A 20,013-nucleotide genomic window follows, 5' to 3' on the forward strand; every position below is an offset into this window, starting at 1 on the left:
AATCAGCCCGTGCGTTTACGGTTATTATTGCGAGGCGCGCTGCTGCGGCGTGATGAAGAATTGCTGTTGCGACGCTGACCGTTGTTTCCAGTACGGGAACGGGCCAAACGTTTTGGTGCAGGCAAGTCAGTCAACAGGGCATCGCTATTGTATTTGCTAACCGGAATACTGTGGCCGGTGTAAGTTTCAATCGCCGTCAGGTTTAGCGCATATTCTTCGCAAGCCAGACTGATAGAGTGACCACTTAAGCCAGCACGGCCGGTACGGCCAATACGGTGAACGTAGTCTTCACAGTCGTCAGGCAAGTCGTAGTTGAATACGTGCGTAACGGCTGGGATATGTAAACCACGGGCAGCAACGTCGGTGGCGACCAGAATATCCAGCGTACCGGCTGTGAAATCTTCCAGCACGCGCAGGCGTTTCTTCTGCGGCACATCACCCGTTAACAAACCTACGCGATGACCATCGGCAGCCAGATGGCCCCAGACGTCTTCACAGCGATGTTTGGTGTTGGCGAAGATGATGCAGCGATCTGGCCATTCTTCTTCAATCAGCGTCTGCAGCAGGCGCATTTTTTCTTCATTTGAAGGGTAGAACAGCTCTTCTTGAATTCGGTGACCCGTTTTCTGTTCCGGTTCGATTTCAATCGACTCGGCGTTATTCATATTTTCGAACGCCAGCTCTTTCACACGGTAGGAAAGGGTTGCTGAGAACAGCATGTTAAGGCGTTGGTTAGCCGGCGGCATGCGGCGGAACAACCAGCGGATATCTTTGATAAAGCCGAGATCGAACATACGGTCAGCTTCATCGAGAACCACAACCTGAATGGCGCCTAAATCGATGTAGTTTTGCTTGGCGTAATCAATCAAGCGGCCGGTAGTGCCGATGAGAATATCAACGCCACTTTCCAGGACTTTTAATTGTTTGTCATAACCGTCGCCGCCATAGGCTAGCCCCAGTTTCAAACCGGTGGACTCGGAAAGTGCTTCTGCATCCGAGTGAATTTGCACGGCTAATTCGCGGGTCGGTGCCATGATTAAGGCACGTGGCTGATTGGTCTGGCGACCTTCAGCAGCCGGGTTAGAAAGCAGATAATGGAAAGTAGACGCTAGAAAAGCCAGCGTCTTGCCGGTACCGGTTTGCGCCTGACCTGCAACATCACGCCCAGCGAGCGTGATTGGCAATGCCAATGCCTGAATAGGAGTACAGTAATGAAAGCCTTTCTTTTCAAGGGCTTCAACTGCAAGCGGGTGCAGGGCGAAGTCGGAAAACTTCTGTTCGGTCAAGTGTGTTTTGCTCATAGTGTGGTAGAATATCAGCTAACTATTGCTTTACGAAAGCGTATCCGGTGAAATAAAGTCAACCTAATGTTGGTTAATGCTACATCAACAAGGTAAAGATAATCCTTTGGAGTAGAACATGAGCGATAAAATTATTCACCTAACCGATGACAGTTTCGGCAATGATGTATTGAAGGCCACAGCGCCGGTTCTGGTCGATTTCTGGGCTGAATGGTGTGGTCCTTGTAAAATGATCGCTCCGATTCTGGATGAGATTGCCACTGAGTTCGAAGGCAAGCTGACCATCGCGAAGCTGAATATCGATGAAAACCCAGGTACAGCACCTAAATACGGCATCCGTGGTATTCCTACGCTGCTGTTATTTAAAGATGGTGAAGTCGCTGCAACTAAGGTTGGCGCACTGTCTAAAAGTCAGTTGAAAGAATTCCTGACTGCAAATCTGTAATCGGTCGGGATGACCCACTCCAGGTGTTTAGCGGGCTGACGTGTTTTTCATATTGTCCGCTAGACGCCTGTCAATAAGCGTGTTAAGTTTACTCTCACTGCAAATAGAGCTTACCTGTAGTTTGATTCTAACGTTTTACTCTGTGTCAAAAACATCTGCCTAGACCTATAAAGTCGCTTTTATAACAATAACTTTAATCGGCACTGTGCTTTGACAATCTAACGGTTTTGACAAAATCGGCTTTAAGACACCTTCAAATATCAGTCTTCCCATCTTGAATAGCCCGCGTGCGACTGCCTGTGGCCTATATTCAGAAACTGCTAATTGAGTGTCCTACACAAACAGGCATGGATGACCCTGCCATACCCATTCACGACAGATGTTCGAGACATACCCCGAGTTTAAGAACCCACCATTATGAATCTTACCGAATTAAAGAACACGCCGGTCTCTGACCTGATTGCACTCGGCGAAAATATGGGGCTGGAAAACCAAGCCCGTATGCGCAAGCAAGACATTATATTTTCAATTCTGAAGCAACATGCGAAAAGCGGAGAAGACATCTTCGGTGATGGCGTACTGGAGATATTGCAGGATGGATTTGGTTTCCTCCGCTCTGGAGACAGTTCCTACCTCGCCGGTCCCGACGACATCTACGTTTCTCCAAGCCAAATTCGCCGCTTCAACCTCCGTACTGGAGACACCATTTCCGGTAAAATTCGTCCCCCTAAAGAAGGCGAACGTTATTTTGCCCTGTTGAAAGTTAACGAAGTTAACTACGACAAACCAGAAAATGCCCGCAGTAAAATTCTTTTCGAAAACTTAACCCCGTTACATGCAAACTCCCGTTTGCGTATGGAACGCGGCAACGGCTCCACCGAAGATTTAACCGCTCGCGTACTCGACTTAGCTTCTCCAATTGGCCGTGGCCAGCGTGGCCTGATCGTGGCACCGCCGAAAGCCGGTAAAACGATGCTGCTGCAAAATATCGCCACCAGCATTGCTTACAACCATCCTGATTGCGTACTGATGGTGCTGCTGATTGACGAGCGTCCGGAAGAAGTGACAGAGATGCAGCGTCTGGTTAAAGGCGAAGTGATCGCCTCTACCTTCGATGAGCCAGCCTCTCGCCACGTGCAAGTTGCAGAAATGGTTATCGAGAAGGCGAAGCGCCTGGTTGAGCACAAGAAAGATGTCATCATCTTACTGGACTCCATCACGCGTCTGGCTCGTGCTTACAACACCGTGGTGCCTGCGTCCGGTAAAGTGTTGACGGGTGGTGTGGATGCTAACGCCTTGCACCGTCCAAAACGCTTCTTCGGTGCGGCACGTAACGTGGAAGAGGGCGGCAGCCTGACTATCATCGCTACGGCGCTGGTGGATACCGGTTCTAAAATGGATGAAGTTATCTACGAAGAATTTAAAGGTACCGGCAACATGGAACTGCATCTCGCGCGTAAAATCGCTGAGAAACGCGTCTTCCCGGCTATCGATTACAACCGTTCTGGTACCCGTAAAGAAGAGTTACTCACCACTTCTGAAGAGCTGCAGAAAATGTGGATCCTGCGCAAAATCATCCATCCAATGGGTGAAATTGACGCGATGGAATTCCTCATTAATAAGCTCGCGATGACCAAAACCAATGATGATTTCTTCGACATGATGAAACGTTCATAATTTGACGTCAATTTGTTGTAAAAGTCAGCTAACGCCACGCTAATCCGTGGCGTTTTTCGTTTATGGCGGCTACGATATGGCAACTTCTGAAAAGAGATACATTTAGGATAAGCGCCGATAGTCTTTCAGCGACTCTTTCTCTACCCTGCCTGGCGATTAGGAAAAGACATATTTATCGGTTAAAGACCCTAATTGTCACCAAAGGATATGACACTAAGGCTATGAGATTTTATGACGTTGGCCATCAGCAGCCTTATCTATTTGCAGAGATCTGTTTACTGTGAACATACTCAATATGAGTACTGAACTCTTCATTATCTTCTTATTTTCTTTAGCCTTTTTATTTGTGGCTCGAAAAGTTGCCAAGAAAGTCGGCTTAGTTGATAAACCTAATTACCGTAAGCAGCACCAAGGTTTGATCCCTCTGGTGGGTGGCATCTCTGTATTTGCCGGGATCTGTTTCACTTTCCTGATCACTGATTACCCTATTGCCCATAGCTCGCTTTATCTCGGATGCGCGGGATTGCTGGTATTTGTCGGTGCAATGGACGATCGCTTTGATATCAGTATTAAAATTCGCGCATTAGTGCAGGCATTGGTCGCGATAGTGATGATGTACTTCGCCGGACTGATTTTGAAGGATTTGGGCCATATTATCGGGCCTTGGGCCATGGTATTGGGGCCGTTTGGCTATCCTATTACGCTATTTGCCGTATGGGCGGCCATTAACGCATTCAACATGGTCGATGGTATTGATGGGCTGCTCGGCGGGTTATCGAGTGTAACCTTCGGCGCAATGGGCATTGTCATGTATAGGAGTGGGCACATGGAGCTGGCTCTGTGGTGCTTCTCCATGATTGCTGCAACATTACCCTATATATTGCTCAATCTCGGCGTTTTCGGCCCAAGGTATAAAGTTTTTATGGGGGATGCCGGCAGTACATTAATCGGTTTCACTGCCATTTGGATTTTGCTGCAAAGCACTCAGGGCGTTGCAGCGCCAATGACCCCGGTAACGGCGCTGTGGCTCATTGCCATTCCCCTAATGGATATGATTGCCATTATGTACCGCCGTCTCCGTAAAGGTATGAGCCCTTTCTCGCCGGACAGGCAGCATATCCACCATCTTATAATGCGTGCGGGCTTTAGCCCTCGGCAGGCGTTTGTATTAATTACATTGGCCGCCGCGTTGTTGGCCGCCATTGGCGTAATTGGTGAAAATCTCGGGTTTGTACCTGAATGGTTAATGTTGATACTGTTCCTGCTGGCATTTTTATTTTATGGCTACTGCATTAAACGTGCATGGCGGGTAGCTCGCTTGTTGAAGCGGATTAAAAGACGTCTTCGCCACGCAAAGTGATGTTATCAATCAGTCATTATTTAGAGGTTTGAAAGCTTTGATGAAGTCAGAGACGAAAGTAACCGAGGTTCAATCCATCGATAATGAGCTGGATATTCGTGGCTTATGTTGCGCTCTTTGGAGCGGAAAACTGTGGATTTTAGGTATTGGGCTGCTGTTTGCCGTTATCGCCTTGGGTTCCTCCTATTTAATGAAGCAGGAGTGGAGCTCGACGGCGATCACCGATCGGCCAACGGTTAACAACCTCGCTTCTTATTTTTCTCAGGCGCAGTTCTTACGCAATCTCGATACGCGCAATGCGGTAGCCCCGCTGGGCGTCCAGCCAACGATTTCTGACGACGCCTACAGCGAGTTTGTGATGCAGCTGGCTTCCTACGATACGCGTCGCGATTTCTGGCTGCACAGCCCTTATTACCAGCAGCGTAAAGAGGGCGACGCGCGTGCCGATGCTGCCCTGCTCGATGACATGATTAGCGACATTCAGTTTACCGCAAGAGATGCGCTGAAAGTGCCGAACGACAGCGTGAAACTGACCGCCGAAACCTCCGCTGATGCCAATAAACTGCTGCGTGAATATGTTAATTTCGCCAGCAAGCGCGCGGCGCAACACTTGTTTGACGAGCTGCAAGGCGCATGGGCTGCCCGCACCCAATCGATGAAAGCACAGGTTAAGCGTCAGGAAGCCGTCGCCCAGTCTATCTTCCAGCGCCAAACCAACAATACTGAGCAAGCACTAAAGATAGCCCAGCAGCAGAACATTAATAGCAGCCGTACTGATACCCCGGCCGAGCAGTTGCCCAATTCCGACATGTTCCTGTTAGGTGTGCCAATGCTCAAGGCGCGGGCTGAATTGCTACAGGCCTCGGGGCCGAGTTATGACCTCGACTATGACCAGAACCGGGCGATGTTATCGACCTTAAATGTTGGGCCTACGTTGACGGCCCATTTCCAGACCTACCGCTACCTGCGAACTCCGGAAGAGCCGGTGAAGCGCGACAGTCCGCGCCGGGCTTTCCTGATGATCATGTGGGGTGCCGTTGGCGCATTGGTAGGTGCTGGCATTGCATTGGCGAAACGCCGGAGCCGCACAGCCGCGTAACTCATTTAATAAAGACGATATTTCGTCTGGCCGGTAGGAACGCACCCGGCCTAACCGAAAAGAGAGACTCATTGTGAAAGTGTTGACCATATTCGGCACACGACCAGAGGCCATCAAAATGGCCCCTTTACTGCACGCGTTGGCTCAGGATGATGCCTTTGAGTCAAAAGTCTGCGTCACGGCGCAGCACCGTGAAATGCTCGATCAAGTCCTGCATCTGTTCGGTATCGTACCTGATTACGATCTTAATATTATGCAGCCAGGGCAAGACCTGACCGAAATCACCAGCCGCATTCTTCTGGGTTTAAAGCCAGTACTTCAGGACTTTAAGCCAGATATCGTTTTGGTCCATGGCGATACCACCACCACTTTTTCCGCCAGCCTGGCCGCGTTTTACCAGCAGATCCCCGTCGGGCATGTTGAAGCCGGTCTGCGCACCGGCGACCTCTCTTCGCCGTGGCCTGAAGAGGCGAATCGGCGGCTGACGGCGCACTTGGCGAAGTGGCATTTTGCCCCGACGGAGACCTCCCGCGCCAACCTGCTGCACGAATCTATTGATGCTGACGACATCTTTGTCACCGGTAATACGGTGATCGATGCCTTGCTGTGGGTGCGCGACCGCGTGCAGGGCGATGCGGCGCTGATCGAAAAGTTGGCGGCCCGCTATCCGTTTATCGATGAAAATAAGAAGCTTATCTTAGTCACCGGCCATCGTCGGGAGAGCTTTGGCGGCGGTTTTGAGCGGATTTGCAATGCGCTTGCCGACATCGCGTTGAAGCACCCTGAAGTGCAAATTGTCTATCCGGTCCATCTCAACCCGAATGTGAGTGAGCCGGTTAACCGCATCTTGCATGGCATTGATAATGTCATCCTGATTGAACCGCAAGATTATCTGCCTTTCGTCTATTTGATGGATAAGTCCTACCTGATCCTGACCGATTCTGGCGGTATTCAGGAAGAGGCACCGTCGCTTGGCAAACCGGTGTTGGTCATGCGTGAGACGACCGAGCGGCCGGAAGCTGTCAGCGCTGGGACGGTTAAATTAGTCGGAACAGAAACGCAAAAAGTGATCGAAGAAGTGACCCGTTTGCTCAATGACGAAAATGCCTACCAAAGCATGAGCCGGGCGCACAATCCTTACGGCGACGGCGAGGCTTGCCGTCGTATTTTAGACGCACTGAAGAATTATCGAGTATCACCATGAGCTTCCATACGATTTCCGTCATTGGGCTGGGCTACATCGGATTGCCGACGGCCGCGGCCTTTGCTTCGCGCCAGAAAAAAGTCATTGGCGTAGATATCAACCAGCACGCGGTCGATACCATTAATCGTGGTGGCATCCACATCGTCGAGCCTGACCTCGACGCGCTGGTTAAGCAGGCCGTTGATGAAGGTTTCCTTGAAGCATCAACCCGCCCTTATCCTGCCGATGCTTTTTTGATTGCGGTGCCTACGCCGTTTAAAGGCCAGCATCAGCCGGACTTAAAATATGTTGAAGCCGCCGCGCGCTCCATTGCGCCGGTGCTGAAAAAGGGCGATCTGGTGATTCTCGAATCGACCTCGCCGGTCGGCACGACCGAGCAGATGGCCGAATGGTTGGCAGAGTGCCGCCCTGATTTGAGCTTCCCGCAGCAAGAGAGCGACCGCGCTGATATCAATATTGCCTACTGCCCTGAGCGCGTATTGCCCGGCCAGGTGATGGTTGAATTAATTAAAAATGACCGTGTAATTGGCGGAATGACCGCCGTTTGCTCTCAGCGCGCCTGCGATTTGTATAATATTTTCCTGCAAGGTGAGTGCGTGGTGACCAATTCGCGCACCGCCGAGATGTGCAAGCTGACTGAAAACAGCTTCCGTGATGTCAATATCGCTTTCGCCAACGAGCTGTCGCTGATTTGTGATGCGCAGGGTATTAATGTCTGGGAGCTGATTGCGCTGGCCAACCGCCATCCGCGCGTTAACATTTTGCAGCCCGGTCCCGGCGTTGGCGGCCACTGTATCGCGGTTGACCCCTGGTTTATCGTGGCGCAGAACCCCGAGCAGTCGAAGCTGATCCGCACCGCGCGTGAAGTTAACGACAGCAAGCCGCACTGGGTGGTGGATCGGGTGAAAGCTCAGCTTGCCGACTGCCTTACCGCCACCGGCAAACGGGCATCAGAGATTAAAATTGCCTGTTTCGGTTTGGCTTTCAAACCGAACATTGATGATCTGCGTGAAAGTCCGGCGGTGGAAGTCAGCAAACTTATTGCTGACTGGCACGCTGGTGAGACGTGGGCCGTCGAGCCTCACGTGCATCAGCTTCCCGCGTCGCTGAGCGACAAAGTTACGCTGCATTCATTGGACGACGCGCTGAAGAATGCCGATCTGCTGGTCATGCTGGTCGATCACAAAATCTTTAAAGCGATCCCTGCCGATCGGGTTAAACAGTCCTGGATTGTTGATACCAAAGGGGTTTGGCGCTGATCATCTTGGCCGGAGGTAAGCATGAGTCTTTGTGGAACGCTCGAATTTCTTGAATGGGAAAGCGATTTTTTCCATCTGCGAACGGCAAAGTTTCACGCTGACCCTGGCTCGCCTCCTCTGGACGTCGCGCACCTCTCAGGCTTTGAGTTGGTGCAGGCCAAGATAGGCGCGAATGACGTGGCGGCGCTGAATGCGCTTCAGGCCGCAGGTTTCCAGTTCGCCGAGGGCGAGATTGATGTTTGCATCGCGCTCAATGGTGGCACCGACTCCGTTAGCGCGGCTACCCCGGCCTTAGAATCCGATATCCCACAAGTCACCGCCGCCGCCTCGGCCGCGTTCACCCACAGCCGTTTCCGCGCTCCCTGGTATCAAGCCGGGGATAGCGCGCGTTTCTACGCAGTGTGGGCCGAGAAGGCCGTGCGAGGCACTTTCGATCACCAGTGTTTGCTGATCAAAAACGCGGCGGGTGAATTACTGGGCTTTGTCTCACTGCGCGAAATTGCGCCGGGTGAGGCGCGAATTGGCCTGCTGGCGGTGTTGCCTGCGTGGCAATCCTGCGGCATCGGTAAGCAGCTGATGGCCGCCGCTAAGCACTGGTGCGTGGCGCACGGCCTGTCGTATTTGCACGTCGCGACGCAAACCGGCAATGTCGCCGCCCTTAATCTTTATCTCGCCAGCGGAGGGAAAATCACCCGCTCGGCATATTGGTTGTACAGGTGAAAATATGATCCCTTTTAACGCCCCTCCGGTTTTCGGTACTGAGATTGATTACATGCGCTCGGCGATGAGCAGCGGGAAAATGTGTGGTGACGGCGGGTTTGGCCTGCGTTGCCAACAGTGGTTTGAGCAGCGTTTTGGCAGCGCGAAAGTTCTGCTGACCCCGTCATGCACTGCGTCGCTGGAAATGGCGGCGCTGCTGCTGGATATCAAAGAAGGCGACGAAGTGATCATGCCAAGCTTCACCTTCGTTTCCACGGCCAACGCCTTTGTACTGCGCGGAGCGAAAATCGTCTTTGTCGATGTGCGCCCAGACACCATGAACATAGATGAAACGCTGATTGAAGCCGCGATCACTGACAAGACTCGCGTCATTGTACCGGTGCACTATGCGGGCGTGGCCTGCGAGATGGACACCATCATGCAGCTGGCCGAGAAATATAACCTGTTCGTGGTGGAAGATGCCGCGCAGGGCGTGATGTCGACCTATAAAGGTAAGGCTTTGGGGGCGATTGGCCACATTGGCTGTTTTAGCTTCCATGAAACCAAAAACTACACGGCGGGCGGCGAGGGCGGGGCGACGCTTATCAATGATAAAGCGCTGATTGAACGCGCTGAGATCATTCGCGAAAAAGGCACTAACCGCAGCCAATTCTTCCGTGGGCAAGTGGACAAATATACCTGGCGCGATATTGGCTCCAGCTACCTGATGTCCGACCTACAGGCGGCCTACCTGTGGGCGCAGCTGGAAGCGGCCGAGCCAATTAACCAGCGCCGTCTGGCCCTGTGGGATAACTACCACAGCGCTTTACAGCCGCTGGCACAGGCCGGGCGCATTACGCTTCCGACCATTCCAGAGGGCTGTGTGCACAATGCCCACATGTTCTATCTGCGCCTGAACGATATCACCGACCGCGACGCCTTTATCGCCCATATGAAAGCGGCTGATATTCTGACGGTGTTCCACTATATCCCGCTGCACACCAGCCCTGCCGGGCTAAGCTTCGGCCGATTCAGCGGCGAAGACCGTTTTACCACGCCAGAAAGCGAGCGTCTGGTGCGTCTGCCGTTGTTCTATAACATGACCGACGACGTGCAGCAGACCGTGATCGCCACCATGCTGAAATACTTCTCCTGATATGTCACTGGCAAAAGCATCGGTATGGACGGCTGGCTCGACGCTGATAAAAATTGCGGCGGGCCTGCTGGTGGTCAAGCTGCTGGCGGTGGCCTACGGCCCGAGCGGCGTGGGGCAGGCGGGGAATTTCCGCCAAATGGTAACGGTGCTCGGCGTGCTGTCCGGGGCTGGGATTTTCAACGGCGTCACCAAGTATGTCGCAGAGCACCAGCATGACCCTGCGCGCTTAAAGGCGGTACTGGGCACGGCTTCCAGCCTGATCCTGTTTTTCTCTACCGCGCTGGCCTTGGTGTTTCTGCTGGCCGCCGCGCCGATAAGCATCGGGCTTTTTGGTCACGACAGGTATCAATCGGTAGTGCGCGCCGTGGCTTTTATCCAGATGGGCATCGCCTACGCCAACTACTTCCAAGCCATCCTGAAAGGTTATCGGGACGCGCGGGGGAATGCGCTGGCGGTGATCGGCGGCAGTCTGATTGGCCTGCTGGCCTATTTACTCTGCTTCAAGCTCGGTGGCTATGAAGGTGCGTTGGCGGGGTTGGCGTTGGTGCCGGCTCTGGTGGTGCTGCCTGCCGGAGTGATGCTCTGGCGGCGTAAGCCTTTTCCACTGCACTTCCTGCGTGTAGGTTTTGATCGCGCCATTGCCAGCCATCTGGGCAAATTTACCCTGATGGCCCTCATCACCTCAGTGACCCTGCCAGTGGCTTATGTGATGATGCGAAACCTGCTGGCGAAATATTACAGCTGGGATGAGGTGGGGATTTGGCAGGGCGTGAGCAGCATTTCAGACGCCTATTTGCAGTTCATCACCGCCTCTTTTAGCGTCTATCTGTTGCCGACGCTGTCGCGGTTGACCGATAAACAGGCGATTTCCCACGAAATTGTTAAATCGCTGAAGTTTGTTATTCCCGCCGTGGCCTGTGCCAGCTTTATGGTTTGGCTACTGCGTGATTTCGCGATTTGGCTGCTGTTCTCTCACCAGTTCACCGCCATGCGCGACCTGTTCGCCTGGCAGTTGGTCGGCGATGTGCTCAAAGTCGGCTCCTATGTGTTTGGCTATCTGGTGATTGCCAAAGCCTCATTGCGCTTTTATATATTGACCGAGATTAGCCAGTTCGCGTTGCTAACGGCTTTCTCCCACTGGCTCATCCCATTAAAGGGTTCTCTTGGCGCTGCGCAGGCCTACATGGCGACTTACATTGTCTATTTCGCCCTGTGCAGCATCGTTTTTGTTATTTACCGTAGACGAGCATGACGACGCTGATTCACGTTTTGGGATCTGATATCCCGCACCATAATCTTACCGTTTTGCGCTTCTTCAATGACGTGCTGGCGGAGCAATTGCCGCCGGAGCAGGTTCGACGCTTTATGGTGGTGGCCGCCGATAAATCAGCCTTTGGCGAGTTTACCCGGCTGAATATTGAAGTTTATCAGGACAAGAAAACGCTGGCACAGGCGGTTATTGCGCAGGCTCAGGCCAATCGCCAGCAGAAGTTCTTCCTGCATGGGCAGTTCAACCCGACCCTGTGGCTCGCATTGCTCAGTGGCAAGATTAAAGCGCGTCAGGCGTGTTGGCATATCTGGGGCGCGGATTTATACGAAGCCTCTGGCAGCCTGAAATTCCGCCTGTTCTATCTGCTGCGCCGTTTGGCTCAGGGGCGCATTGGCCACGTGTTTGGCACTCGCGGCGACCTGAATCACTATCACCAGCGGCACCCGCGCGTGGCGTCATCACTGCTCTATTTCCCGACGCGCATGGACCCGGCGCTGACCCAGCCAGCCGAACAGCCAGCACCGTCCGGGCCAATGACCGTGCTGGTGGGCAACTCCGGCGATCGCAGTAATCGCCACATTGAAGCACTGAATTCGCTGCACCAGCAGTTTGGCGCAGAAATTAAGGTGATTATCCCCATGGGCTATCCGGCGGATAATCAGCAATACATTGAACAGGTTAGAGCCGCCGCGCTGAGCTTATTCCCGGCAGAGAATGTTGAGTTACTGACCGACGCCATGCCCTTTGATGCCTATCTCAACCTGCTGCGTCGCTGCTCGCTGGGCTATTTCATTTTCGACCGCCAACAGGCGATTGGCACTCTTTGCCTGCTGATTCAGTTCGGCGTGCCTTTCGTGGTCAGCCGTAAAAACCCGTTCTGGCAGGATCTGGCGGAGCAACACCTGCCGGTGCTGTTTTACGGCGATACCTTGGATAGCGCGACAGTGGCCGAGGCCCGCCGCCAATTACTCAGCGCCGATCGGCAGAATATCGACTTCTTCAACCCGAACTACATTGCGGGCTGGCAGCAGGCAATCGAGCTGGTAACGGGCGGAGCGGCATCATGACGCTGACCCAGTTTGGCGGTCTGAGCCTGGTTTACGCGCTCTCTCTGATTTTTATTCTGACGCTGACATACAAAGAGTTTCGCCGCGTCAGATTTAACTTCAACGTCTTCTTCTCCATGCTTTATCTGCTGACATTCTATTTCGGCTTCCCGCTGACCTGCCTGTTGGTGTTTCGTTTTGATGTCAAAGTGGTGCCGGTCGAGAATCTGCTGCAAGCTATGCTGGCGGCCACCTGCTTCTACGGCATTTACTACGTCTGCTATAAAACGCGTCTCAGGGCGCGGTCTGACAAGCCCCGCGTGCCGATTTTCACCATGAATCGGGTGGAAACCCACCTGACGTGGATGCTACTGGCGCTGGTGGCTATCGTGACGGTGTCTATCTTCTTCCTGCACAACGGTTTTCTGCTGTTTAAGCTTAAGTCTTACAGCCAGATCTTCTCCAGCGAAGTGTCGGGCGTGGCGTTAAAACGCTTCTTCTACTTCTTTATTCCCGCCATGCTGGTGGTCTATTTTCTGCGCCAAAACAGCCGCAGCTGGCTGTTCTTCTTGGTCAGCACCGTGGCTTTTGGGCTGCTCACCTATGTGATTGTTGGCGGCACGCGGGCCAACATTATCATCGCCTTCGCCTTATTCTTGTTTATTGGTATTGTGCGCGGCTGGATTTCCCTGTGGATGCTGGCGACGGCGGGCGTGATGGCGGTGGTCGGCATGTTCTGGCTGGCGCTAAAACGCTATGGCATGAATGTGAATGGCCCCGAGGCGTTCTACACTTTCCTCTATCTGACTCGCGACACCTTCTCTCCTTGGGAAAACCTCGGGCTGCTGCTGCAAAACTACGACAAAATCAGTTTTCAGGGGCTGGCGCCGATTGTGCGCGACTTTTACGTGTTTATCCCAAGCTGGCTGTGGCCGGAACGCCCGGCGGTGGTGCTGAACTCGGCCAACTACTTCACCTGGGACGTGCTGAATAACCACTCTGGTTTGGCGATTTCACCGACCCTAATCGGCTCGCTGGTGGTGATGGGCGGCGTTTGGTTTATCCCGCTCGGCGCGGTGGTGGTGGGGTTAATCATCAAATGGTTCGACTGGCTCTATGAGTTGGGCAAGGCCGAGACTAACCCCTACAAAGCCGCCATTCTGCAAAGCTTTTGTTTCGGCGCGGTATTCAATATGATCGTGCTGGCGCGCGAAGGGGTGGACTCTTTCTTCTCCCGCGTGGTGTTTTTCTGCATGATTTTTGGCTTGTGTCTGGTGGTCGCAAAATTACTCTACTGGATGTTTGATGCCATCGGGCTTATCCGCCCACGCCGCGTGCTTGACCATGCTTCAACTAAAGGGAACCCAACGACGCCCGCGTCGTCGCAGGAATATTCATGATTTCAAATAACAACATCCCAACCTATTCCATTCGCGGCATAAATTTATGCGGCTTTTACGATATGGACCACTTTATCAATTACCTGTTCGACGGTCCGCAGCTGAAAACTGGCTCTCTGGTGGCGATTAACGCCGAAAAAGTGCTGACCATGGAAAGCCGCCCCGACATCGCCGAGCTGATTAATCAGGCGGATTACAAATATGCCGATGGCGTCAGCATTGTGCGTTCTATTCGTCGGAAATACCCTGCAGCCAAGGTTTCGCGTATCGCAGGAGCCGACCTGTGGGAAGGCTTAATGCAGCGCGCCGGGCAGGAGGGGACGCCGGTATTTTTGATTGGCGGCAAACCCGAGGTGCTAGAGCAGACCAAAGCCATGCTGCGGGCGCAGTGGAACGTCAACATTGTTGGCAGTCAGGATGGATATTTTACGCCGCAGCAGCGCGAATCGCTGTTGGAACAGGTGAAAGCGTTACAGCCGGCAATTGTCACCGTGGCGATGGGGTCGCCAAAGCAAGAGATCTTGATGCGCGACTGCCAGCTTGTTCACCCTCAGGCCTTATATATGGGGATTGGCGGCACTTACGATGTGTTCACCGGCCATGTGAAGCGCGCGCCGAAAGTCTGGCAAAAGCTCGGCCTTGAGTGGCTGTATCGCCTGATTCGCCAGCCAAGCCGACTGGGCCGCCAATTAAAACTGCTCAAATATCTGCGCTACCACTATACCAACCAGCTCTAATTCCCGCTTTGCGTCGCGGTTTTTTCACTATCGCGGCGCGCCACCTCTCGTTTTTCCTGCCCATTTGCCGATTATTGCAGCGCCCGTTGTCAACCGAGGCGCAGCTTCTCAATTCGTGGTTTGCAACTGATCACAAAATGCGAAACCATACTGCCCGTTTTAACTCCCGAGCGGGAAAAGCAGACTATAAAAATAACATTCCGGGCAATCCGGAAGGCAAACACAATAACGATAACATTGAGGATTTATGGCAAGTAACGAGGAAAAAGGTGGTCTACACCGAGGGCTAGAAGCCCGTCATATAGAGCTGATTGCCCTGGGCGGGACAATCGGCGTGGGTCTGTTTATGGGGGCGGCGAGTACGCTGAAATGGGCAGGACCTTCGGTTTTACTGGCTTATATTCTGGCCGGGGTGTTCGTCTTCTTCATCATGCGCGCGATGGGCGAAATGCTGCATCTCGAGCCGGTCGCCGGTTCCTTTGCAGTTTATGCGCACAAGTATCTCGGGCCTTACTATGGCTATCTGACCGCGTGGAGCTACTGGTTCATGTGGATAGCGGTGGGCATCTCTGAAATCACGGCCATTGGCGTTTATGCGCAATATTGGTTCCCAGACTTACCCCAGTGGATACCGGCGATTGCCGCCGTGGCTATCGTCGCTGCGGCCAATCTGGCGGCGGTTAAGCTCTACGGCGAGTTTGAGTTCTGGTTCGCGCTGATCAAAATCACCACCATTATTGTGATGATCGTGGTGGGGCTGGCGGTGATTTTCTTTGGCTTCGGCAACCATGGCCAGCCCATTGGCTTTGGCAACCTGACGGCGCACGGCGGTTTCTTTGCCGGCGGCTGGAAAGGCTTCCTGTTCGCCCTGTGTATCGTGGTGGCGTCCTATCAGGGTGTCGAGCTGGTGGGTATCACTGCCGGTGAGGCCAAGAACCCGCAGGTGACGCTAAAGCGCGCCATCAATAACATCCTGTGGCGTATTCTGATTTTCTACGTCGGCGCAATCTTCGTCATCATCACTATCTTCCCGTGGAATGAGATGGGCACCCACGGTAGCCCGTTTGTGCTGACCTTCGCCAAAATCGGTATCACGGCGGCGGCGGGGATTATTAACTTTGTGGTGCTGACGGCGGCGCTGTCGGGCTGTAACAGCGGGATGTACAGCTGCGGGCGCATGCTCTACGCGCTGTCGAAGAATCGTCAGGTTCCGGCGTTTCTGGGGAAAGTGTCGAAAAGCGGCGTGCCGGTGCATGGCATCACAGTGTCTATCGCGGTGCTGGTGGTAGGGTCATGCCTGAATTACGTCATTCCCAACCCAGAGAAAGTGTTTGTGTATGTCTACAGCGCCAGCGTGCTGCCGGGCATGGTGCCGTGGTTCGTGGTATTGGTCAGCCAGCTGCGTTTTCGCGAGGCGCACAAAGAGAAGCTGAAAGACCATCCGTTTAAATCGATACTGTTCCCTTACGTCAACTATCTGACGCTGGCATTTTTGGCCTGCGTGCTGGTCGGAATGGCGATAAACCCCGATACGCGGGTATCTTTGCTGGTAGGCGGTATTTTCATCGCGGCGATCAGCTTGATATACTTCGGGCTGGGGATGCACAAGCGAGCATCTCTACCGGCAGAAAGCCTAAAATAACGTCGTAAGTCATGGGTGGGGAAGGTAAGACGCCTACTTTTAATGCGTATTGGACAAAGAGCAATCAAACGCAACTTTTCCAATAAAAAGCACTAGACAGGGTGGCATTAAAACCGTAGTATCCCCACCCGCAACGGCGCTAAGCGCCCGTAGCTCAGCTGGATAGAGCGCTGCCCTCCGGAGGCAGAGGTCTCAGGTTCGAATCCTGTCGGGCGCACCATTAAGTTTGCGCTAGAGTTGCGGTGGTACTGTTTGATGTTGAACAGTTCACGTGTGGAAGAGTTTGAAATGGTGGCTATAGCTCAGTTGGTAGAGCCCTGGATTGTGATTCCAGTTGTCGTGGGTTCGAGTCCCATTAGCCACCCCAAATTTTTTAAATGATTTTGTGAATGTGACATGCGATGGTGGCGGAATTGGTAGACGCGCTAGCTTCAGGTGTTAGTGTCCTTAGGATGTGAGGGTTCGAGTCCCTCCCTTCGCACCACACACAAAACGCATTTAAATGATGCTGTTAGCATTAAAAAGTAGTAAGATGCACGACATCGGCGAGTAGCGCAGCTTGGTAGCGCAACTGGTTTGGGACCAGTGGGTCGGAGGTTCGAATCCTCTCTCGCCGACCAATTCGAAGAAACCTGCTTTTTAAAGCAGGTTTTTTTTCGTCTGGAGTTTATCAATTCCCTCTTTCCAACTCTTGTCTCCCTTCAGCAACATCCATACCTATGCTTGTCGCTATCCGGTGACACTTAATTCATTGAAATTTATGGTCTTATAGAGCACTTGAGAAGGGTGTCGTTTGCCAGCAACACTTATTTCATTTAAGTCGGGGATTGGCTTAGGGGGAGGTTCAGCGCGCAAAGGCGTGAGAAAATTTATCTCTTATAAATTCATCTAAAATCAAAATGATAAATGTTTATTGAGTCAATTGGAGATGATTTTTAGAATTGTGGCACGCAATCTGCAATAATTACTGCGTAGATGCTCATTCCACCTCCTATGTTTGCCTTAGGGCTTCATAAAACTGGGAATGACGCAGAGCCACTTTATAGTGCCTATTGTCTATCTGACCGATAAGCGCCTCTCATCAGGCATTTATCAACCAGCAGGCAAATCGTTGAGTGAGGCACTCCCCTGTTGTCTTAGACCTGATTGTTTTATGCACTTGCCTATCGGCAAGTGTTTTTTTTTGCCTAAATACCCGTCATCCTTCAAGCCGCAGAGGCGTTGGCTGCACTCCCTTACCCGAATCACTGGTAACTCGTATCTTATTGACAGAAATAAAAAAGGCCCCCGAAGGAGCCTTTCTGCAATAAGTATTTCTAGCCGCTCGAAGCTTACTGCTCTTGCGAGTTGTTCAGTGTCAGCATCAAGCCTTTGTGGCGCATTTCTGCGGCCTCTGCCGGTTTGTGGAGCTTATCCAGCGCGTCGGCCAGCCATGCGTAGTCGTAGGCGTCCGGGCGCTGTTTGAGTGCTTCACGGAAGGACTCCGCCGCCTGCGCCCACTCGCCGTGTTTCATCAACAGCTGCCCCAGCGTGCTGCTCAGCAGCGCGGTTGAGCCATTTTGCTTGATGATTTGACGCAGCGCCTTCTCCAGCTGTTCAGGATTACCTGAACGCAGTTTTGGCATCATGGCGACCAGACGTTCATCATATTGGCGCTTTATGCCGTCCAGAATCACTTCCTGCGCTAAGTCCTGATCGTTGCATTCAATCAGATGCGCCGCCATGGCGACCTGCAAGGCCACTTCATGGCGAGTTTTGCGGCTCTGGTCTTTCCACCAACGTTTCAGTCCGTCGCTGCCTTCCTCGGCCATGATTTGATTCATCAAGCCGATATAGGCTTGTTCTTGCAGCACGCGCAGCTCTTCATCGTCATGCACGCCCGTTTTTGCCATAGACGGCAAAATCTCCAGCAATGAGGCATAAGCCCCGGTGCGCAGATAGGCCTGCTCGGCCAGACGCAGGATTTCCGGATGGCGCGGAGACTGACCAATCAGACGATCCACGCCGTGGCGCGCCGCGTGGATCTCTCCCTGCGCCAGCTGAATACGCACGCGGGTGATATCCACCGGCATCTGGTCGATATCGGCGAGTTCGGCGGCGCGTTCCAGATACTGATTGGTGCGAATGTCATCACCGCGCTGCTGCGCCGCTTCCGCCGCCAGAAGGTAGTTCACTACCGGCTGATCGGCGTGGTCAGCATTGCGCGCCAACAGTTTTTCCATCTGACGATGGTCGCCTTCCGCCAGTTTTAACATGGCAGCCTGCGTCTGTTTACGCGCCTTAGTGCTTTTACGCCCGGCGAACCAGCCGCGAGTGCGTGCGCCGGTGCGGAACACGCGGCGCAGGATCCATTCAATGAAGAACAGAACCAGCATCAGCACCACGAACATGATAACCAAGCCGGTAACGCTGGTTTCAACGTTGTAGTTGTCGGTTTGGATCAACACATAACCCTGATGCCCAGCGAGCATCGGGCCGACCACAATCCCGGCGATGATAATCAGGAATAACACTAAGACCTTTAGCATGCGTTATTCCCCCTGAGTAGAGGCTGCGGGCTGCTGAAGCAGATTACGCACCCGGGTTTGCATCAGTTTTTCCAGCATCGGCTGGCTTTTCAGCTGGTCCGGGACGTCCATCGAAATAGACTGCTGGCTCAGGTTGTCCACATCTTCAAGGAAAGCTTTGGTTGCCGGGTCGCTGGTATCAAAGTAGGCGCGAACCCAGGTGGAAACGGATTCAAGCGACTGTTTGTAGATCTCATCCTGATGGCGCGGCACGGCCTGGGCGGCAATCAGCAGCTTGGAGCGGATATTCTCGCGCAGATAGACATCTTGATTCGGCGCCAGCAGAGGCTCTGCGCTGCTATCGCGGCGGCGAATGGTGATGAAATCTGACATAAAGTTATGCCAGCTCTTGGTGAGGTTCTGACGCCATTCGCTGAGGGAGCTGGACAGGCTGGTGCCGTCGTCATCCATCGGCGCTTCATCGCTGTCGTTGTCGGCCAGACGCAGGTTATCTACCTGATTCGTCAGCTGATTAGTCTTTAGAATGATGCCGTCGAAGTCGACCTGAGTGACCGCCGACAGGCTGGACACATCCTCATTCAGCGCGCGACGCACCTCAATCAGGCTTGGGTCATTCATGTCGGCCAGACTGGCGTCGGCGCTTTTCAGCAGCGCGGCGGCGGTGGTGACGTCTTGGTCGCTCCACAGCTTACGGCCGGCCAGCTTCACCAGGAAGTCGGCCTGAGCCAGCAGCCAGGTTTTGGCATCGCTGCCGGAAATGCTGGCAACTTTATCCTGCAACTCGTTCAACTGGCGGCTGAAAGAGGCTTGCTGACGCTCGCTGGTCTGCTGCGATTTGTCTTGTTGGCTGAGCAGGTCGGCAATTTGCTGCTTGTCCTGCTGCTGGGTTTTCTGCAAAGCGATAAGTTGGTCTTGTAGCTCATCAACTGCCGCCGTTTGCTTCAGTCCCTGAGTGTGTCCGTGATAGTAAAGACCCGCCCCTAAGGCAATCACCAATACGATGGCGATAGCACCCAGAACTGGCGCAGTGCGCTGTTTTTTACGCAAAGCATTCAGCTGCTCATTTTGCCGATCTAACTGAATATCTTGTGGTTTTTCACGGTGATCAACATCTGGCTGTTGGGGGCTCTCAGCCGCAGGGGTGATCATGTCATCCTGTGCGGAAGGATTTTTTTGTTCCGTCATCTTGG

Annotated in this window: 16 protein-coding genes and 4 tRNA genes; 17 read left to right on the plus strand and 3 right to left on the minus strand. The window is 53.1% G+C overall.

Annotated elements, in window-relative coordinates:
* Positions 1-2: 2 nt before the first annotated feature.
* Positions 3-1,301: an ATP-dependent RNA helicase RhlB gene (rhlB, locus tag ACT3RT_RS20275; protein WP_353504363.1), complete on the minus strand. Its 1,299-nt coding sequence runs from the start codon at positions 1,299-1,301 to the stop codon at positions 3-5.
* Positions 1,302-1,419: 118 nt separating this feature from the next.
* Between rhlB and trxA the strand changes: the two genes are divergently transcribed.
* The 17 genes from trxA to ACT3RT_RS20360 all read left to right on the plus strand — a co-directional run bounded on the left by trxA (position 1,420) and on the right by ACT3RT_RS20360 (position 16,915).
* Positions 1,420-1,746 carry a thioredoxin TrxA gene (trxA, locus tag ACT3RT_RS20280; protein WP_353504364.1) on the plus strand — a complete coding sequence of 109 codons (327 nt, stop codon included), beginning with the start codon at positions 1,420-1,422 and terminating at the stop codon, positions 1,744-1,746.
* 417 nt (positions 1,747-2,163) lie between these two features.
* Positions 2,164-3,423: a transcription termination factor Rho gene (gene rho / locus ACT3RT_RS20285; protein ID WP_013577536.1), complete on the plus strand. Its 1,260-nt coding sequence runs from the start codon at positions 2,164-2,166 to the stop codon at positions 3,421-3,423.
* 280 nt (positions 3,424-3,703) lie between these two features.
* The gene (gene wecA, locus ACT3RT_RS20290) at positions 3,704-4,783 is read left to right on the plus strand and encodes a UDP-N-acetylglucosamine--undecaprenyl-phosphate N-acetylglucosaminephosphotransferase (RefSeq protein ID WP_353504365.1); all 1,080 of its coding nucleotides are present in this window, start codon (positions 3,704-3,706) and stop codon (positions 4,781-4,783) included.
* A gap of 40 nt (positions 4,784-4,823) precedes the next feature.
* A complete protein-coding gene (gene wzzE, locus ACT3RT_RS20295; RefSeq protein ID WP_496203634.1) occupies positions 4,824-5,882 on the plus strand; it encodes an ECA polysaccharide chain length modulation protein in 1,059 nt (352 codons plus the stop codon).
* 73 nt (positions 5,883-5,955) lie between these two features.
* The gene (gene wecB, locus ACT3RT_RS20300) at positions 5,956-7,086 is read left to right on the plus strand and encodes a non-hydrolyzing UDP-N-acetylglucosamine 2-epimerase (RefSeq protein ID WP_353504367.1); all 1,131 of its coding nucleotides are present in this window, start codon (positions 5,956-5,958) and stop codon (positions 7,084-7,086) included.
* Positions 7,083-8,345, plus strand: coding sequence for a UDP-N-acetyl-D-mannosamine dehydrogenase (wecC, locus tag ACT3RT_RS20305; protein WP_396132681.1), 1,263 nt, complete (start codon positions 7,083-7,085; stop codon positions 8,343-8,345). The genes wecB and wecC overlap by 4 nt, the downstream gene beginning before the upstream one ends.
* Before the next feature lie 21 nt (positions 8,346-8,366).
* Positions 8,367-9,065 (plus strand): dTDP-4-amino-4,6-dideoxy-D-galactose acyltransferase, encoded by a 699-nt coding sequence (gene rffC, locus ACT3RT_RS20310; protein ID WP_485903879.1) that lies wholly within the window; start codon positions 8,367-8,369, stop codon positions 9,063-9,065.
* 4 nt (positions 9,066-9,069) lie between these two features.
* On the plus strand, positions 9,070-10,200 hold the full coding sequence (gene rffA / locus ACT3RT_RS20315; protein WP_485903881.1) for a dTDP-4-amino-4,6-dideoxygalactose transaminase: 1,131 nt from the start codon (positions 9,070-9,072) through the stop codon (positions 10,198-10,200).
* A 1-nt stretch (position 10,201) separates the two neighbouring features.
* Positions 10,202-11,452, plus strand: coding sequence for a lipid III flippase WzxE (gene wzxE, locus ACT3RT_RS20320; protein ID WP_496203635.1), 1,251 nt, complete (start codon positions 10,202-10,204; stop codon positions 11,450-11,452).
* The gene (locus tag ACT3RT_RS20325) at positions 11,449-12,537 is read left to right on the plus strand and encodes a TDP-N-acetylfucosamine:lipid II N-acetylfucosaminyltransferase (RefSeq protein ID WP_485903883.1); all 1,089 of its coding nucleotides are present in this window, start codon (positions 11,449-11,451) and stop codon (positions 12,535-12,537) included. Before wzxE ends, ACT3RT_RS20325 begins: the two co-directional genes overlap by 4 nt.
* Positions 12,534-13,916, plus strand: a complete 1,383-nt coding sequence (wzyE, locus tag ACT3RT_RS20330) for an ECA oligosaccharide polymerase (protein WP_496203636.1) — start codon at positions 12,534-12,536, stop codon at positions 13,914-13,916. Before ACT3RT_RS20325 ends, wzyE begins: the two co-directional genes overlap by 4 nt.
* Entirely contained in the window at positions 13,913-14,653 is a 741-nt protein-coding gene (wecG, locus tag ACT3RT_RS20335; RefSeq protein ID WP_496203637.1) for a lipopolysaccharide N-acetylmannosaminouronosyltransferase, read from the plus strand. The genes wzyE and wecG overlap by 4 nt, the downstream gene beginning before the upstream one ends.
* A gap of 247 nt (positions 14,654-14,900) precedes the next feature.
* Positions 14,901-16,295, plus strand: a complete 1,395-nt coding sequence (gene thrP, locus ACT3RT_RS20340; protein WP_353504374.1) for a bifunctional threonine/serine APC transporter ThrP — start codon at positions 14,901-14,903, stop codon at positions 16,293-16,295.
* Between the two features lie 143 nt (positions 16,296-16,438).
* Positions 16,439-16,515 (plus strand) — tRNA-Arg (locus tag ACT3RT_RS20345).
* 71 nt (positions 16,516-16,586) lie between these two features.
* Positions 16,587-16,662 (plus strand) — tRNA-His (locus ACT3RT_RS20350).
* Positions 16,663-16,693: 31 nt separating this feature from the next.
* A tRNA-Leu gene (locus ACT3RT_RS20355) sits at positions 16,694-16,779 on the plus strand.
* A gap of 59 nt (positions 16,780-16,838) precedes the next feature.
* Positions 16,839-16,915, plus strand: a tRNA-Pro gene (locus tag ACT3RT_RS20360).
* Positions 16,916-17,626: 711 nt separating this feature from the next.
* Here the strand turns inward: ACT3RT_RS20360 and hemY are convergent.
* Positions 17,627-18,823, minus strand: coding sequence for a protoheme IX biogenesis protein HemY (gene hemY / locus ACT3RT_RS20365; RefSeq protein ID WP_485903887.1), 1,197 nt, complete (start codon positions 18,821-18,823; stop codon positions 17,627-17,629).
* A 3-nt stretch (positions 18,824-18,826) separates the two neighbouring features.
* Entirely contained in the window at positions 18,827-20,008 is a 1,182-nt protein-coding gene (hemX, locus tag ACT3RT_RS20370) for a uroporphyrinogen-III C-methyltransferase (protein WP_485903888.1), read from the minus strand.
* Positions 20,009-20,013 lie beyond the last annotated feature (5 nt).

This window comes from Ewingella sp. AOP9-I1-14, assembly GCF_052375995.1.
GTDB classification, from domain to species: domain Bacteria; phylum Pseudomonadota; class Gammaproteobacteria; order Enterobacterales; family Enterobacteriaceae; genus Ewingella; species Ewingella allii.

What these genes read in the sequence shown, in the direction of transcription:
- rhlB (WP_353504363.1), bottom strand. Translation starts at nt 1,301, where the DNA reads ATGAGCAAAACACACTTGACCGAACAGAAGTTTTCCGACTTCGCCCTG.
- trxA (WP_353504364.1), top strand. Translation starts at nt 1,420, where the DNA reads ATGAGCGATAAAATTATTCACCTAACCGATGACAGTTTCGGCAATGAT.
- rho (WP_013577536.1), top strand. Translation starts at nt 2,164, where the DNA reads ATGAATCTTACCGAATTAAAGAACACGCCGGTCTCTGACCTGATTGCA.
- wzzE (WP_496203634.1), top strand. Translation starts at nt 4,824, where the DNA reads ATGAAGTCAGAGACGAAAGTAACCGAGGTTCAATCCATCGATAATGAG.
- wecC (WP_396132681.1), top strand. Translation starts at nt 7,083, where the DNA reads ATGAGCTTCCATACGATTTCCGTCATTGGGCTGGGCTACATCGGATTG.
- rffC (WP_485903879.1), top strand. Translation starts at nt 8,367, where the DNA reads ATGAGTCTTTGTGGAACGCTCGAATTTCTTGAATGGGAAAGCGATTTT.
- rffA (WP_485903881.1), top strand. Translation starts at nt 9,070, where the DNA reads ATGATCCCTTTTAACGCCCCTCCGGTTTTCGGTACTGAGATTGATTAC.
- wzxE (WP_496203635.1), top strand. Translation starts at nt 10,202, where the DNA reads ATGTCACTGGCAAAAGCATCGGTATGGACGGCTGGCTCGACGCTGATA.
- ACT3RT_RS20325 (WP_485903883.1), top strand. Translation starts at nt 11,449, where the DNA reads ATGACGACGCTGATTCACGTTTTGGGATCTGATATCCCGCACCATAAT.
- wzyE (WP_496203636.1), top strand. Translation starts at nt 12,534, where the DNA reads ATGACGCTGACCCAGTTTGGCGGTCTGAGCCTGGTTTACGCGCTCTCT.
- wecG (WP_496203637.1), top strand. Translation starts at nt 13,913, where the DNA reads ATGATTTCAAATAACAACATCCCAACCTATTCCATTCGCGGCATAAAT.
- thrP (WP_353504374.1), top strand. Translation starts at nt 14,901, where the DNA reads ATGGCAAGTAACGAGGAAAAAGGTGGTCTACACCGAGGGCTAGAAGCC.
- hemY (WP_485903887.1), bottom strand. Translation starts at nt 18,823, where the DNA reads ATGCTAAAGGTCTTAGTGTTATTCCTGATTATCATCGCCGGGATTGTG.
- hemX (WP_485903888.1), bottom strand. Translation starts at nt 20,008, where the DNA reads ATGACGGAACAAAAAAATCCTTCCGCACAGGATGACATGATCACCCCT.